At 57.4% G+C, this 14866-nt stretch carries 15 protein-coding genes; 1 reads left to right on the top strand and 14 read right to left on the bottom strand.

What is annotated here, in order from left to right:
- Positions 1 to 15 precede the first annotated feature (15 nt).
- A complete protein-coding gene (locus tag DFR26_RS05430; protein WP_116207949.1) occupies positions 16 to 1383 on the top strand; it encodes a WS/DGAT/MGAT family O-acyltransferase in 1368 nt (455 codons plus the stop codon).
- 80 nt (positions 1384 to 1463) lie between these two features.
- Here the strand turns inward: DFR26_RS05430 and DFR26_RS05425 are convergent, their stop codons facing one another.
- From DFR26_RS05425 to plsX, 14 genes are all read right to left on the bottom strand, one after another.
- Entirely contained in the window at positions 1464 to 3296 is a 1833-nt protein-coding gene (locus DFR26_RS05425) for an ABC transporter ATP-binding protein (RefSeq protein ID WP_116207948.1), read from the bottom strand.
- 134 nt (positions 3297 to 3430) lie between these two features.
- Positions 3431 to 4360 (bottom strand): electron transfer flavoprotein subunit alpha/FixB family protein, encoded by a 930-nt coding sequence (locus DFR26_RS05420; RefSeq protein WP_116207947.1) that lies wholly within the window; start codon positions 4358 to 4360, stop codon positions 3431 to 3433.
- Positions 4361 to 4362: 2 nt separating this feature from the next.
- Positions 4363 to 5112 carry an electron transfer flavoprotein subunit beta/FixA family protein gene (locus tag DFR26_RS05415; RefSeq protein WP_116207946.1) on the bottom strand — a complete coding sequence of 250 codons (750 nt, stop codon included), beginning with the start codon at positions 5110 to 5112 and terminating at the stop codon, positions 4363 to 4365.
- Between the two features lie 158 nt (positions 5113 to 5270).
- Positions 5271 to 5915 (bottom strand): TetR/AcrR family transcriptional regulator, encoded by a 645-nt coding sequence (locus DFR26_RS05410; protein WP_116207945.1) that lies wholly within the window; start codon positions 5913 to 5915, stop codon positions 5271 to 5273.
- 109 nt (positions 5916 to 6024) lie between these two features.
- Complete coding sequence (locus DFR26_RS05405; RefSeq protein ID WP_116207944.1) at positions 6025 to 6804, bottom strand: TatD family hydrolase; 780 nt, start codon at positions 6802 to 6804, stop codon at positions 6025 to 6027.
- Positions 6791 to 7801: a DNA polymerase III subunit delta' gene (locus DFR26_RS05400; RefSeq protein WP_116207943.1), complete on the bottom strand. Its 1011-nt coding sequence runs from the start codon at positions 7799 to 7801 to the stop codon at positions 6791 to 6793. The genes DFR26_RS05405 and DFR26_RS05400 overlap by 14 nt, the downstream gene beginning before the upstream one ends.
- A gap of 2 nt (positions 7802 to 7803) precedes the next feature.
- Positions 7804 to 8448 (bottom strand): dTMP kinase, encoded by a 645-nt coding sequence (gene tmk / locus DFR26_RS05395; protein ID WP_116207942.1) that lies wholly within the window; start codon positions 8446 to 8448, stop codon positions 7804 to 7806.
- Positions 8445 to 9446, bottom strand: a complete 1002-nt coding sequence (mltG, locus tag DFR26_RS05390) for an endolytic transglycosylase MltG (RefSeq protein ID WP_220375708.1) — start codon at positions 9444 to 9446, stop codon at positions 8445 to 8447. Before mltG ends, tmk begins: the two co-directional genes overlap by 4 nt.
- On the bottom strand, positions 9443 to 10321 hold the full coding sequence (pabC, locus tag DFR26_RS05385) for an aminodeoxychorismate lyase (protein WP_147300265.1): 879 nt from the start codon (positions 10319 to 10321) through the stop codon (positions 9443 to 9445). The genes mltG and pabC overlap by 4 nt, the downstream gene beginning before the upstream one ends.
- A 23-nt stretch (positions 10322 to 10344) precedes the next feature.
- Positions 10345 to 11583 carry a beta-ketoacyl-ACP synthase II gene (fabF, locus tag DFR26_RS05380; RefSeq protein ID WP_116207940.1) on the bottom strand — a complete coding sequence of 413 codons (1239 nt, stop codon included), beginning with the start codon at positions 11581 to 11583 and terminating at the stop codon, positions 10345 to 10347.
- A 123-nt stretch (positions 11584 to 11706) separates the two neighbouring features.
- Complete coding sequence (gene acpP / locus DFR26_RS05375) at positions 11707 to 11946, bottom strand: acyl carrier protein (RefSeq protein ID WP_116207939.1); 240 nt, start codon at positions 11944 to 11946, stop codon at positions 11707 to 11709.
- Between the two features lie 136 nt (positions 11947 to 12082).
- Complete coding sequence (gene fabG, locus DFR26_RS05370) at positions 12083 to 12826, bottom strand: 3-oxoacyl-ACP reductase FabG (RefSeq protein WP_116207938.1); 744 nt, start codon at positions 12824 to 12826, stop codon at positions 12083 to 12085.
- Positions 12827 to 12853: 27 nt separating this feature from the next.
- Entirely contained in the window at positions 12854 to 13789 is a 936-nt protein-coding gene (fabD, locus tag DFR26_RS05365) for an ACP S-malonyltransferase (RefSeq protein WP_116207937.1), read from the bottom strand.
- A gap of 53 nt (positions 13790 to 13842) precedes the next feature.
- The gene (plsX, locus tag DFR26_RS05360; protein WP_116207936.1) at positions 13843 to 14862 is read right to left on the bottom strand and encodes a phosphate acyltransferase PlsX; all 1020 of its coding nucleotides are present in this window, start codon (positions 14860 to 14862) and stop codon (positions 13843 to 13845) included.
- Positions 14863 to 14866 lie beyond the last annotated feature (4 nt).

Here is a 14866-nt window from a genome sequence, read left to right as displayed (position 1 = left end):
CACAGGACCGTGACCATGACGCCGCTTTCACCACCAGACAATATGTTTTTGCTGCTTGAGCGCCGCAATCAGCCCATGCATGTGGGTAGCCTCATGCTGCTCTCGCCACCGCCCGATGCCGGCGAGAACTATGCGCAAGCGCTCGCCGATTGGGCGCGCTCCTATGATCGCGCGCAGCCCCCCTTTAACCAAAAGCTCACCAAGCGCTTCGGCATACCATTTTGGACAGAAGACACCGAATTCGACTTAGAAGCGCACTTTCACCATATCTCGCTGCCAAAACCGGGACGTATTCGCGAGCTCTTGGCCATCGTCTCTAAGCTCCATAGCGGCCTGATGGATCGCGCCAAACCGCTGTGGGAGATCTATATCATTGATGGCGTCGAGGATGGCCGTGTTGGCGTATACAGCCGCATGCATCACGCGCTTGTCGATGGTGTGGCCGCCATGCGCATGCTGCAGAAAAGCATGTCAACCGATCCACTCGCGCGCGATACCGTGCCCTTTTGGGCGATGCCACCGCGCAAGCGCAGCAGCCCCGATGGCGTGGTGGCGAATGTTACGCAACCTATCTCGACAGTCGGCAAAGCGGTGGGCGTCATGCGCGAGCAAGCCGCCACCTGGCCACGCGTGACTAAAGAGATCATCAAGTCGATTAAGTCGCGCAATAGCGATGCCGACTATGTCTCGGTGTTTCAAGCGCCGCGCACGATTTTGAATCAACCGATTAGCGCCTCGCGCCGATTTGCCGCGCAGTCTTGGGAGTTGCCGCGCATCAAGGCGGCGGCGAAACAGCATAACGCCACGCTCAACGACATCGTCTTGGCCATGTGTGCGAGTGCTTTGCGACGCTATCTGAGCGACTTAAATGCACTGCCCGATAAACCACTGGTGGCGATGGTGCCGGTGTCATTGCGCAAAGATGACTCCGAGGGCGGCAACCAAGTTGGCATGGTGTTGGCGAATTTGGCCACGCATTTAAGCCATCCACTCGAGCGCCTCGATGCCATTTCGCGCTCAGTGCAAAATAGCAAAGACCGCTTTGCCAGCATGAGTCAGCTCGAAATCATGAATTACGTTGGCACCGCGTTGGCCGTTAGTGGCATCAATATGGCTACCGGCGTGGCGCCAACCTGGCAGGCCTTTAATATTGTCGTGTCGAATGTACCCGGCCCGCGCGAGACGCTGTATTGGAACGGTGCCAAGCTCGAGGGCATCTACCCAGTCTCCATCGCCATGGATGGTCAAGCCACCAATATCACCGTGGTTAGCTATGCCGAGAAATTCGAGATTGGCATCATTGCCTGCCGCCGCACGCTGCCGCATATGCAAAAGCTGTTGGCGTATTTGGAAGATGGTCTGGTGGAGCTAGAGAGCGCCTAAACCGCTCGCGCCATGGCTATTCGCTATGGCGCGTCATCGATAGCGCGGCGGTCGCTACGCTATCGACCTGTGCCGCTTTTCTAGTCATCGCCGGGATCCAAAAAGCCGCCAGACTGCCGCGCCCACAGCTGTGCATAGAGTCCGCCACTGGCGACCAGCTCATCGTGCGTACCGACCTCAATGATGCGGCCAGCGTCCATCACTACCAAGCGATCCATGGCAGCAATGGTCGACAACCGATGCGCAATGGCAATCACGGTTTTTCCCTGCATGAGGCGATAGAGATTCTCCTGAATCGCCGCCTCCACCTCCGAATCCAGCGCCGAGGTGGCTTCATCGAGAATCAAGATCGGCGCGTCTTTCAGCATCACGCGTGCAATGGCCACGCGCTGGCGCTGACCACCGGAGAGCTTCACGCCGCGCTCACCCACGTGTGCGTCATAGCCCACGCGGCCTTTTGCATCTTTCAAGGCGCCAATGAACTCATGTGCCTGCGCTTGCCGCGCAGCCGCCTCGGTCATCGCCTGCGTGGCATCCGGGCGGCCATAGCGCAGGTTCTCGGTGACCGAACGGTGCAGCAGCGAGGTGTCTTGCGTGACCATGCCAATCTGCGCGCGCAAGCTATCTTGCTGCACCTCGGCAATGTTTTGGCCATCAATACAAATGCGGCCATCGGCGACGTCATAAAAACGCAGTAACAAATTCACCAGCGTCGATTTCCCCGCGCCCGAACGCCCCACCAGCCCCACTTTTTCACCGGCGGCAATGCGTAGGCTTAAGTCCTCAATGACACCGCTGGCTTGGCCATAATGAAAGCTCATTTGGTCAAATACGATCTCGCCATGCGGCACGCTCAACACCGGCGCATCAACTTTATCTTCGACTACCTGCGGCACCGAGATTGAGCCAATGCCATCCTTCACGGTACCGATGTTTTCAAATAGCGCGCCGATTTCCCACATAATCCATTGCGACATGCCCGACAAACGCAGCACCAAGCCGAGTGCTAGCGCCACGGCGCCGACCGTGATCTCAGCGCCCAGCCAAAGCCAAATAGCCAAACCACCGACGCTGAGCAGCAGCGCAGCATTGAGGCTGTAGAGTGATAAGTTCAGCCACGTCACCAAGCGCATTTGCGCGTAGACGGTGACCAGAAAACCGCTCATGCCCTCTTTTGCGTAGCTGGCCTCGCGCTGCGCATGCGAAAACAACTTCACGGTTTGAATATTGGTGTAGCTATCGACAATGCGGCCGGTCATTTGCGAGCGCGCATCGGCCTGTTGCTGGGCAATGCGGCCCATGCGCGGCACAAAAAACTTCAGCATCAATAAATACAGCGCCAACCACGCCAATAGCGGCATGGCTAAACGCCAATCGGCACTGGCAAACAACACCACGGTACCAATGAAATACACCACGATATAGTTCAGCACATCGAGCAGCTTGATGACGCACTCACGCACCGCCAGCGCCGTTTGCATGAGTTTGGTGGCGATGCGCCCGGCAAACTCATCCTGATAAAATGCCAAGGATTGGCGCAGCAAATAGCGGTGCACCAACCAACGAATGCGCATCGGGTAGTTGCCCATCAGGGTTTGATGATTCAGCAGCGAATGTACCGTGACCAGTAATGGCAAGCCCACCACCACAGCCGCCATGCCCGCGAGCTGCCAAAATTGCGCCTGAATAAATGTCTCGCGGCTTTGCTCGGAAAGCCAATTGACGATGTCGCCAAGAAAACTAAACAGCCACACCTCAGCAATCGCCACCAGCGTCATCAAGGCGGCACTGGTGAGCAAGTACGGCCAAGCGCCGCGCGTGTAATACAAGCAAAATGCCAAGAAGCCCTGCGGTGGCTGCGTCAGTGCTTGCTCGGGAAATGGACTTAGGCGGCGTTCAAACCAGGAAAACATAGCACTCTCAACACAAATAACAGGCTGCATGGTGGCAGAGACCACGCACTTAAACGAATGAACAAAGCCATAAAAAAAACGGGCCACTAGGACCCGTTTTTGACAAACCGCAAGTGCTCGGTGAGCGCTCAGCATTACACCAGTTTGTCGAGCTGCGGCACGATGTCGAAGAGATCGCCCACGATGCCGTAATCGGCAACGGAGAAGATCGGCGCTTCTTCATCTTTGTTAATCGCCACAATGACTTTCGAATCTTTCATACCGGCCAAATGCTGGATGGCACCGGAGATGCCAACAGCGATATACAGTGCGGGAGCGACCACTTTACCGGTCTGACCAACTTGCATGTCGTTGGGCACAAAGCCGGCATCAACTGCCGCACGCGAGGCACCAACGGCGGCGCCAAGTTTGTCGGCCAAGGTGTAGAGTAGGTCGAAGTTCTCGCCATTGCCCATGCCACGACCGCCAGATACAACGATTTTCGCACCGGCCAATTCAGGACGATCTGATTTCGCCAGCTCTTCGCCAACAAAGCTCGACACACCCGCATCTTGCACAGAACCAACCGCTTCAACGGCGGCGGAGCCACCTTCGGCAGCCGCCGCATCAAAACCCGTAGGACGCACGGTGATGACTTTGATGTCTTCGGTCGATTGCACGGTGGCGATGGCGTTACCGGCGTAAATAGGACGCTCAAATGTATCGGCCGAAATAACCGCGGAAATTTCCGAGATCTGTGAGGCATCGAGTAGCGCGGCAACGCGTGGCAGGACATTTTTACCGCGTGTGGTGGCCGGCACTAAGATGTGGCTGTAGGACTTGCCCAGCTCAGCCACCAACAACGACACGTTCTCGGCCAGCTGGTGACCATAGGCGGCGTTGTCAGCCAATAATACTTTGCTTACACCGGCGATTTTCGCGGCGGCATCGGCAGCGGCTTGGCAGCCTTCGCCGGCAACCAACACGTGCACATCACCACCAATGGCAACAGCGGCTGTAACGGTGTTTAAAGTCGCGCCTTTGATGGAGGCGTTATCGTGTTCTGCAATAATTAAAGTGGCCATGATTAGATCACCTTCGCTTCGTTTTTCAGTTTATCGACGAGTTCTTCAACCGTTTTCACCTTGATGCCAGCGCTACGCTCAGCAGGGGCATTGACTTTCACGGTTTTCAGACGTGGCGTGGTATCAACACCAAAGTCGCTAGGCGCTTTGGTATCCAAGGGCTTTTTCTTGGCTTTCATGATGTTTGGCAGCGACGCATAGCGTGGCTCATTCAAACGTAAGTCTGTGGTCACCACAGCAGGCAGCGTCAGCTCAACGGTTTGCAAACCACCGTCGATTTCGCGCGTGACTTTGGCTTTATCACCAGCAACTTCAACCACCGAAGCAAATGTGCCTTGGGCATAACCGGCCAATGCAGCGAGCATCTGGCCTGTTTGGTTGTTGTCGCCGTCGATGGCTTGCTTACCTAAGACCACCAAACCAGGCTGTTCTTCATCGCAAATACCTTTGAGGATTTTAGCGATGGCCAGTGGCTCAGCGACGTCATCGGTTTGCACCAAAATGGCACGGTCGGCACCCAGAGCCAAAGCCGTACGCAGCTGCTCTTGCGCAGCTTGTGGGCCCACAGTGACCGCAATAATTTCAGTAGCGATGCCTTTCTCTTTCAGACGAACAGCTTCTTCTACAGCGATCTCGCAGAATGGGTTCATGGCCATTTTGACATTGGCCAGCTCCACACCGGAGTTATCCGCTTTCACGCGAACTTTGACGTTGTAATCGACAACGCGTTTGACAGCGACAAGAACCTTCATGGCATCCTCAGCTATTTAACGATGAAAACAAAAATAAACATGTCGAGAAAAGCGCACGGTCTGCTCTCGAAAGGTGTCGTATCTTGCCGTGTGGTGCCGGCACGGTCAACCGGCAGCCCTAATACAATCTCGACGACACACAATTATTGCTAGGTAAATCAGTCTTTTGCAGGCTTGCCCAAGACGTGCTTATTGCCCATCCGCACGGCGACATTGAGCAAAAAGTCTAAGAAAGGCTCTTTCTCGCCAATAAATTTTGTGTAAAACCCCGACTTGGTGAGTGCCGACGCGCCATGCGCCAACGCCCACGCCGCCGCAATATGCCAAGCTGGGGGTACATCAGCGAGTTTACCGGCCTTAATCTGGCTATTTACCATGGCGTAAAGCGATTCCATGTTGGATGAGCGAATGGCGTGTAGCTTTTCCAGCAGCGTGGGCACAGCACCATCGGCCACGAGCTGGCTTTCTAAGCGTTCAAACAATAGGTATTTATCGGCATCTTGCACGCGAAAACGGAAATATTCGCGCACCAGTGTTTGCTTATCTTCGGACATGTCGATGCGGCGAAATAAATCCGCCAGCTCATCTTCGTAGCGAATCATCAGCAGCACATAGATTTCGTTTTTAGTCTCGAAATGCTTATAGATGGTGCCTTTGCCAATACCCACGTTGTCGGCAATCATCTCGACCGTGACTTTGTCTTCGCCATGCTCAATAAACAGCGCCTGCGCGCAGTCAAGAATATCCTGCTCACGCTGACGAAACTCACGGGCTTTTTGAGTGGCTTTGGCTAAGTCGGTCATGCCGGCTCCTTCACGATAAACGCATTAACGACGCCGCCATCGCGACAATCGCTCAAATAAATATAGGCTGAGTGTAGACTGACCGCGAAGTCAGCGCTACGACCGCGCGCTAGTAGCTCAGCGACTTCAGACCAAACAACCGCTTAAAGTTTTCCGTGGTGGCCTCGGCTAAAGCGTCCACGCTGATGCCTCGCAACTGCGCAATATGTGCGGCGGTATCGGGCAAATACGCGGGCTCATTGGGCTTGCCACGATTGGGCGTGGGCGCCAAATATGGCGCATCGGTCTCAATCAGCAGCCGATCGAGCGGAATGCGCTTGGCGACCTCTTTTAGTTCCAGCGCTTTGTTAAACGTCACAATGCCTGAGATAGAAATGTAATAGCCCAAGTCCAGCGCCGCCGTCGCGGTGTCCCAATCTTCGGTGAAGCAATGCATGACCGCGCGCTCAGCGCCCTCGCGACGCATTTGCGCTAATACATCCTCGCGTGATGAACGGGTGTGAATAATCAGCGGCTTGGCGGTTTGGCGCGCCACCTCAATGTGCGTGGAAAATAGCGCCTGCTGCTGCTCGCGGGTGCTGGCATCGTGGAAATAATCAAGGCCGGTCTCGCCAATGGCGACCACGCGCGGATGCTGCGCCAAAGCCAGCAACTCCGCCGCGCTGGGCGCGTGGGCATCGGTATGGCAGGGGTGCACGCCGATGCTCAGTGAGACATCCTGGTGCTGCTCGGCAATCGCGCAGAGATCATCGAACTTCTCGGTCTCCACACTGACGCAGAGAAAATGCTCAACGCCACGCGTACGCGCGGCATCGAGCGCGGCACTCAGCGAGCCGGCGTGACGGTCGAGCTTGAGCATATCGAGATGGCAATGGCTATCGACGAACATGATGGCCTCCTTGACGGGTCGCACGTGCCCAATGCAACCAGAGATTATCGATGATGGTGGCGGCTGCGACATTGGTGTCATCAAGCAAACGGCGCGCTTCAACGGCTTGCCACAGGGTTTCCAGCAAGCATTGCGCGTTGATTTCAGCGAGCTGTTTGAGTAATGGCAAGTCGCTATGACGCACCGGTGACTCCGGCGCGAGACCTTGCTGCACAGCGTCATCGAGCAGGCTTTGCCACGCAGTAATCTGCTCAATGGCGGGCATCTTGGCAAAGGCCGCGGCGGCCGTTAGCGGCTGATCAGCGCCGCTTCCGACCGCCAGCAGCGCATCGAGCAGTGTGCCGCGCTGGATAAACCACGGCGCCTCGCTCAAGGCTAGCGCCGCCAACGGTGCCCCGCGCGCCAAGGCTAGCAGGGTTTCGGCCATTGCCGGTGCGCTCAGCTGCGGGCGCAGCCAGGTCAGCGCATCGTCATCGCTAGGCAAGCTCAGCGGCAGTAATTGGCAACGGCTGCGAATGGTCGCCAAAAGCGCCGTGGGCTGATCGGTCAGCAAGAGAAATACGCAGCGCTGACCCGGCTCCTCAAGCGTTTTTAGCAAGGCATTGGCCGAGGCCGTGTTCAGGGCATCCGCCGGCTCAATGATGATGACGCGGTAGCCCTGCATTTGCGCGGTTTGCGCGGCAAAACTGACCACCGCGCGGGCTTGATCAATCTTGATGACCTTACTGACTTTCTCGCCGTCACCCTCAGGGCTCAGCACATAATAATCCGGGTGCGTGCCAGCGGCTAAGAGCTCACAACCACGGCAATGCCCGCACGCGGTATCGGCGACCGGCGACTGACACAACATGCGCGCAGCAAAGGCATCGGCTAAGCGCCGTTTACCCGTACCGGCCGGTGCGGCGAAAAGCATGGCGTGAGGTAGGCGTTCAGCCACTAATAGGCGATTTAGCGAGGCCCAAATGCCGCGCTGCCATGGGTACACATCAGTCAACATAATTATTCACACATCTCAATATAGGCGGCCATGACCGCGGCGACATCAGCCTGTACCTGCGCTAAGGGCTGACTGGCATCAATGCGCCGAATGCGTTCGGGCTCAGCCTGCGCACGCACCAAATACGCTGCGCGCACGCGCTCAAAAAAACTCAGCTGCTCCTGCTCAAAACGATCGAGCGCCGCGCGTTGCTGAGCACGCGCTAAGCCAGTAGCCACATCGACATCGAGCAATAACGTCAGCGCGGGCCCCTGACCCTGCAAGACAAGCTCGGCCAAGCGATCGATCAACGCCGTATCGAGGCCGCGACCTGCACCTTGATAAGCGTAAGTGGCATCAACAAAACGATCGCAGAGTACCCACGCGCCACGCCTCAAGGCCGGCAAAATTACCTGCTGCCAGTGCTGCGCACGCGCTGCAAAGAGCAGCAAGAGCTCGGCATCGGCGGCCACGGCCTCATTGCGCGGTGCTAACAAGAGCTGGCGAATGTCTTCCGCCAACGGCGTGCCACCCGGCTCACGCGTGACCACCAACTCGCGGCCAGTGGCGCGCAGCAGCTCGGCCATGGCAGCGAGATTTGTGCTTTTACCAACGCCCTCACCGCCCTCAAGACTAATGAAGCGCGGCCATAAACCGGGCTGACTCATCGGCGCTGATACTTATTGACGGCGTTGTTGTGCTCACGCAGCGTTGCCGAGAAAATATGACGGCCTTTACCATCGGCCACGAAGAAAATCGCGTTGCCCTTGGCTGGATGCAGCGCGGCATGAATCGAGGCGCGGCTTGGCAACGCGATCGGCGTCGGCGGCAGGCCATCGATGCGATAAGTGTTGTACTCGGTGGCGGTACGTAAGTCTTTGCGCGTGATGTTGCCGCGATAGGCCTCGCCCATGCCGTAGATCACCGTGGGGTCGGTTTGCAGGCGCATGCCTAAATTCATACGCCGCACAAAGACGCCGGCAATGCGCGCGCGCTCATCGTGGCGGTAGGTTTCTTTCTCAATAATCGAGGCCATGATTAACGCCTCGTAAGGCGTTTTATAGGGCAGCTTAGGCGCGCGCGCGGCCCATTCGGCGGCCAAAATACGCTTTTGCCGCAAATACAGTCGGCGCAAAATATCAATGTCGCGGGTGTCGTCGTCCATGACATAGGTGTCGGGGGCAAACAGGCCCTCGGGATGCGACTCCTCGGCACCGATGGCCGCCAGCACTTGCGCATCGCTCATGTCAGCCACGCTGTGGCGCACATCATCTCGCGCGGCAATGGTCGCCAGCAGGTCGCGGTAGCGCGTGCCCTCGATCACCAGCATGGCCGGCGTGCCATCGGGCGCTTGCGAGAGGCGCGCAACCAGCTGCTCCAAGGTCATGGGTGGGCGAAACTTAAAGACGCCGGGCAGCAATACTTCCTCGCCTGGGCGCAGCGCTAAGTACGCGCGCAATGACCATTGGCTGTGAATAATGCCCTGCTCGCTGAGCTGCGTGGCCACTTGCTGCCAGCTGCTACCGCGCATCACGCGTAGCTTGACGCCCTCAGTGGGCAGACTAACCGACTGCAACAATATGCGGTAGGCAATGATCGCCAACAACACAATAATGGCCATCAGCAGCCAACGGTAGAGGCGAATAGGGGCTTTTTTTGAACTCATGCGCTAGCAAACCACGGGGCAATAATGTCTTGGCATTGTCGGGTGATTGCATCGATTCGCCAAGTCTTATTGGGCTTGGTGGCATCGACACTGACCAATGGCCTGCTTGGCATCTGGCCCTGCCAGTGCTGGATTGGCCATAAACCATTGACGCTATTGACGAAAAAAATCGCCTCGGCCGCCAGCAAATCGGCGCGCGTGTAGTCATCAATATGCACGCTGATGTCGCGCTCTGCACAGGCATTGAGCAATGCATCGCGCAGCACACCGCGCACACCACAACGCGCCAGTGCCGGTGTGTGCAGCTCGCCATCGCGGACAAAAAACAGGTTGCTAAACACGCCCTCAATGACGCGCCCGGCGTGATCGTAGACCACCGCTTCTTGGCAGCCCGGCAACGTGGCGAGCTCGGCACGCATGAGCACCTGCTCCAAACGGTTACAGTGCTTAATGCCAGCCAGCATGGGTTGATCGCTTAGCGTCAGGCTTAGCTCGGCCATGCAAATGCCCTGGCTCGACCACGCCGCCGGCGGCATTGGCTCATCGTGCCACGTCAATATCAATACCGGCTCGCAGGGCGTTGGGCGGCCATAGCCGCGACCACCGGAACCGGCACTTACCTGCACGCGCATCACGCCGGTGCCACGCCCCTGCAAAAATGCCTGCACATACTCTCGCCAAATCGGTTCATCGGGCAATGCCAGGCGCTCGCAACCACTGCTCAGGCGCGCCCAATGCTCAGCCATCAGCACAGGCCGACCTGCGAGCACGCGCACGCTTTCAAACAGGCCATCGCCGTAGCGTAGGCTGCGATCATCCGGCGCCAATGCCGTTAGCGGCTCGGCGCCGCGCCAGAGCATCACATCAGGCAGCATGGCGGATGGCTCGGCGACCGCGCTCACAGGCGTCGAAACACCAAGGACGCGTTGGTGCCGCCAAAGCCAAAGGAGTTTGATACGGTTACATCCAGGCGCTGATCACGGGCGCTGTGTGGCACGTAGTCGAGGCGGCATTGCGGGTCTGGATTATCCAAATTGATGGTCGGCGGCACGACCTGATCGCGCAACGCCAAGACGCTAAAGATCGCCTCAATGCCACCAGCAGCACCGAGCAAATGCCCAGTCATGGACTTCGTCGAGCTCACCGCCAGCTGGCTGGCGTGGCCGCCAAAGACCCGCTCAATGGCCAATGATTCGGCCACATCGCCGGCCGACGTGGAGGTGCCATGGGCATTGATGTAATCGACCTGATCAGGGTTGATACCGGCATCGTTTAAGGCATTGCGCATGGCACTGGCAGCACCGGCACCACTTTCTACCGGCGAGGTCATGTGGAAAGCATCTTCGCTCATGCCAAAACCCACCAGCTCCGCATAAATGCGGGCGCCGCGCGCTTGCGCGTGCGCCAAGGACTCGAGCATGACCACACCAGCACCATCGCCCATCACAAAGCCATCACGATCACGATCGAATGGCCGGCTAGCAAGCTCTGGCGCGTCGTTGCGTGTGGATAGCGCTCGCGCCGCGGCAAAACCGGCCAAGCCCAAGGCGCACGAGGCCTTCTCGGTGCCCCCAGCGAGCATGGCATCGGCATCGCCATAGGCGATCATGCGCGCAGCGAGACCAATGCTGTGTGTGCCGGTCGTGCAGGCGGTGGCCACGGCGATATTCGGGCCTTTTAAGCCAAAACGAATCGCCAGCATACCCGCCGCCATATTGACGATGGAGCCCGGCACAAAAAACGGCGAAACCTTACGCAAGCCGCCATCCAGCAAGCTTTTATGGGTCGCCTCAATGGTACTTAGGCCACCGATCCCCGACCCCACCGCAACACCCACGCGCTCGGCATTGGCTTCGGTAATCTCCAAGCCCGAATCGATCATGGCCTGATGGCCCGCTGCTATGCCGTACTGAATAAACGCATCAATACGCCGCGCCTCTTTGGCAGGCATATAGTCATCGACAGCGAAGTCAGATACTTGGCCGGCAAATTGGGTGGTGAGGTGGCTGCAATCAAATTCAGTAATCGGGCGAATGCCGCTGCGACCGGCGGTAACACCCTGCCAAGAAGACTCAACGCTGCTACCGAGACCGGTGAGCATGCCAAGCCCAGTGACCACTACGCGCTGCTTTGTCATAAGTCCTCCGCTCGCTAACTGAAGATGCGATTGTCGCTACTATTATGCAGCCATGCCCGTGCTGCTGATACGAAAAAGCCGCAGGAGCGCAAACGCCACTGCGGCTTTTCACTCACACACAAATTACTGTTTGCTGTGCGCAGACACGTAATCAATGGCGGTTTGCACCGTGCTGATTTTCTCAGCCTCTTCATCGGGAATTTCTGTTTCGAATTCTTCTTCTAATGCCATCACCAATTCCACGGTGTCTAGCGAGTCAGCGCCCAAGTCATCAACAAATGATGCTTCGTTGGTAACTTCTTCCAGCTTTACGCCCAGTTGCTCGGCGACAATTTTTTTGACGCGTTCTTCGATAGTGCTCACGTTTTTCTCCTGTGATGTCGGTTAGGCCGACAAGTCGCGACCAAGTCTAGTGAAGCGACCCGTAGCTGGCAAGAACAGCCTGCCGTCAAACCGTAAATAGTTGTTTCATGTCAACTTATGTTGGAATTTCATGGCCTTAGGCCATGTACATGCCGCCGTTGACGTGCAGCGTGGTCCCGGTGATGTAAGACGCTGACTCAGAAGTCAAAAACGCAACTGCCGAGGCAATGTCTTGTGGTTGCCCTAAACGCCCTGCCGGCACTTGCTTGAGTAATAACTCGCGCTGCGCTTCCGGCAAAGCAGTGGTCATATCGGTTTCAATAAAGCCCGGCGCAATGGCATTGACGGTGATATTGCGCGAAGCAATTTCCGCCGCCAGCGCACGGCCAAAGCCCTCTAAACCGGCTTTCGCCGCCGCGTAATTGGCCTGTCCGGGATTACCCATGGAGCCCACCACGGAGCTGATATTGACAATGCGACCCCAACGCGCCTTGGTCATGCCTTTCAGGCAGGCCTTGGTGAGTCGGAAAATCGCCGATAAATTGGTGTTAATAACCTCATCCCATTCGTCTGCTTTCATGCGCAGCATGAGGTTATCGCGGGTGATGCCAGCGTTATTAACGAGGATTTGCGGGGCACCGAATGTCTCGTGAATGCTGGTTAAGGCTTGCTCGATCGACTCAGGATCAGCGACATTGAGCACGAGGCCTTGGCCCTTGATGCCGGCCTCAGCAAATGCGGCCGAAATGCGCGCGGCGCCATCGGCGCTGGTTGCCGTGCCTATGACGGTATGGCCTTGCTGACCAAGCGCTAACGCAATCGCACGGCCAATGCCGCGGGTGGCGCCAGTCACGAGGGCAATTTTTTCTGACTCACTCATAGCAATTCCTCAAGCATGTTACAGAGCTTAACAAAGAGCAGCCAACGCTGCTGTCATACCTTCGGTGGACTCTAACGACCAATGCGTCGCGTCTTTTGCGCTGCGCTTGTTGAGGCCGGTGAGCACTTTGCCCGGGCCACTTTCTAGCAAATCCGTGACGCCCAACGTCGTTAAACGCTCAACGCATTCAACCCAGCGCACGGGGCTGTAGAGCTGCTCCACGAGCGCCGCTTGCAAGCTCGCCATGTCATTGGCCACTTTCGCTGAGACATTTTGCACCACCGGAATCACCGGCGCATTGAACGTTAGCGCGTGAAAGCATTTCGCTAGCTCGTCTGCGGCCGGGCGCATCAGGGCACAATGCGATGGTGCACTTACCGATAGCGGCAAAGCGCGCTTGGCACCCGCGGCCTTACACTCGGCCATGGCGCGCTGCACCGCCGCTGCCGTGCCGGCAATGACGACCTGGCCGGGCGCATTAAAATTGACCGCTGAGACGACTTCGCCTTGCGCAGCAGCCTGACACGCCGCAATGACTTGCGCGTTATCTAACCCTAAAATTGCCGCCATCGCGCCCTCGCCAGCAGGCATAGCAGCCTGCATCAGGCGTCCGCGTTCAGCCACTAGGCGCACACCATCGGCCAGTGATAGCACCTCAGCGGCCACCAGCGCGGTGTATTCGCCCAATGAGTGACCCGCCAAATACTGCGGCGCTGGGCCACCGGCTTGCTGCCAGGCGCGCCACACCGCAATGCCTGCCGTCAGCAACAAAGGCTGCGTGTTTTCGGTGGCGTTCATGTCGGCTTCAGGGCCGCTCTGCGCGAGCGCCCACAGGTCTTTGCCGAGGGCCGCTGAGGCTTCTGCAAACGTGGATTCAATGAGGGGATGGTGCGCCGCTAAGTCGGCTAGCATGCCAATACTTTGCGAGCCTTGGCCGGGAAATACCCATGCAGTCGTCGTCATAATCTGTCCTGTAAAATGAATACGTTTTTTTATAGTAATGAGCGCCGCAACGCCTAAGCGTTTTTGTCTTCAGCCGCCTCGCTAAAACGCCGAGAGATCAAGCCCGGAATGTCTTTGCGCACCTCCAGCATGGCCACTTCCAGGGCGTGTGCAAACGAGTCGCTGGTGGCGCTGCCATGGCTTTTTATCACGATGCCATTGAGGCCAACGAGGCTGGCGCCGTTGTAGCGGCCGGGGTCCATTTGCGATTTTAAGCCACGCCAAATCGGGTAGGCCAGCGCGCCGAGCAGCTTGGTCAGCCAGTTGCGGTTGATTTGCGTCTTGATCATCGCGGCGATCATTTTCGCCACGCCCTCGGAGCTTTTCAGCGCAATATTGCCGACAAATCCGTCGCAGACCACCACTTCAGCTTCGCCACGGAAAATGCCATCGCCCTCAATGTAGCCGATGTAATTGAGGCCAGAATCGCGCAGCAAGGCGTGCGTTTGCTTGATGAGCTCGCTGCCCTTGATTTCTTCTTCGCCAATATTGAGCAGCGCCACGCGCGGGCTGGCATGGCCATCAAGGGCGCCAGCAACGAGCGCACCCATCCGGGCAAACTGCAGCAAATGCGCGGGCTCGGAATCAATATTGGCGCCCAAATCGAGCATATGCACATGGCCACCCTGCGTGGGTAGCGCCGTCATAATGGCTGGGCGATCAATGGCAGGATGGGTTTTCAACACGAAGCGGCTGACCGCCATGAGCGCGCCGGTATTGCCCGCAGAGATGCACGCTTGCGCGCGGCCATCACGCACGGCTTCGGCTGCTAAACGCATCGATGAGCGTTTTTTCTGACGCAGGGCCACCGCGATTTTATCGTCCATGGTGACGAATTCGCTGGTGTGCTCAATGCATAGACGGGCTCGAAGCGACGCGGGAACATTTTCCAGAAATGGCAAAATAGCCGCTTCATCGCCTACCAACAAGAAATTCACGTCGGCGGCAATGGCGGCTATTTTTAACGCCGCTGGCACAGTAACGGAGGCACCGAAGTCGCCTCCCATTACATCAACTGCCAGCGTGATCGACATCGAT

Source organism: Paraperlucidibaca baekdonensis (genome assembly GCF_003387535.1).
Classification (GTDB): domain Bacteria; phylum Pseudomonadota; class Gammaproteobacteria; order Pseudomonadales; family Moraxellaceae; genus Perlucidibaca; species Perlucidibaca baekdonensis.
Note: the sequence above shows the minus strand (reverse complement) of the source record. Positions and strands in the feature narration are given on the sequence as shown.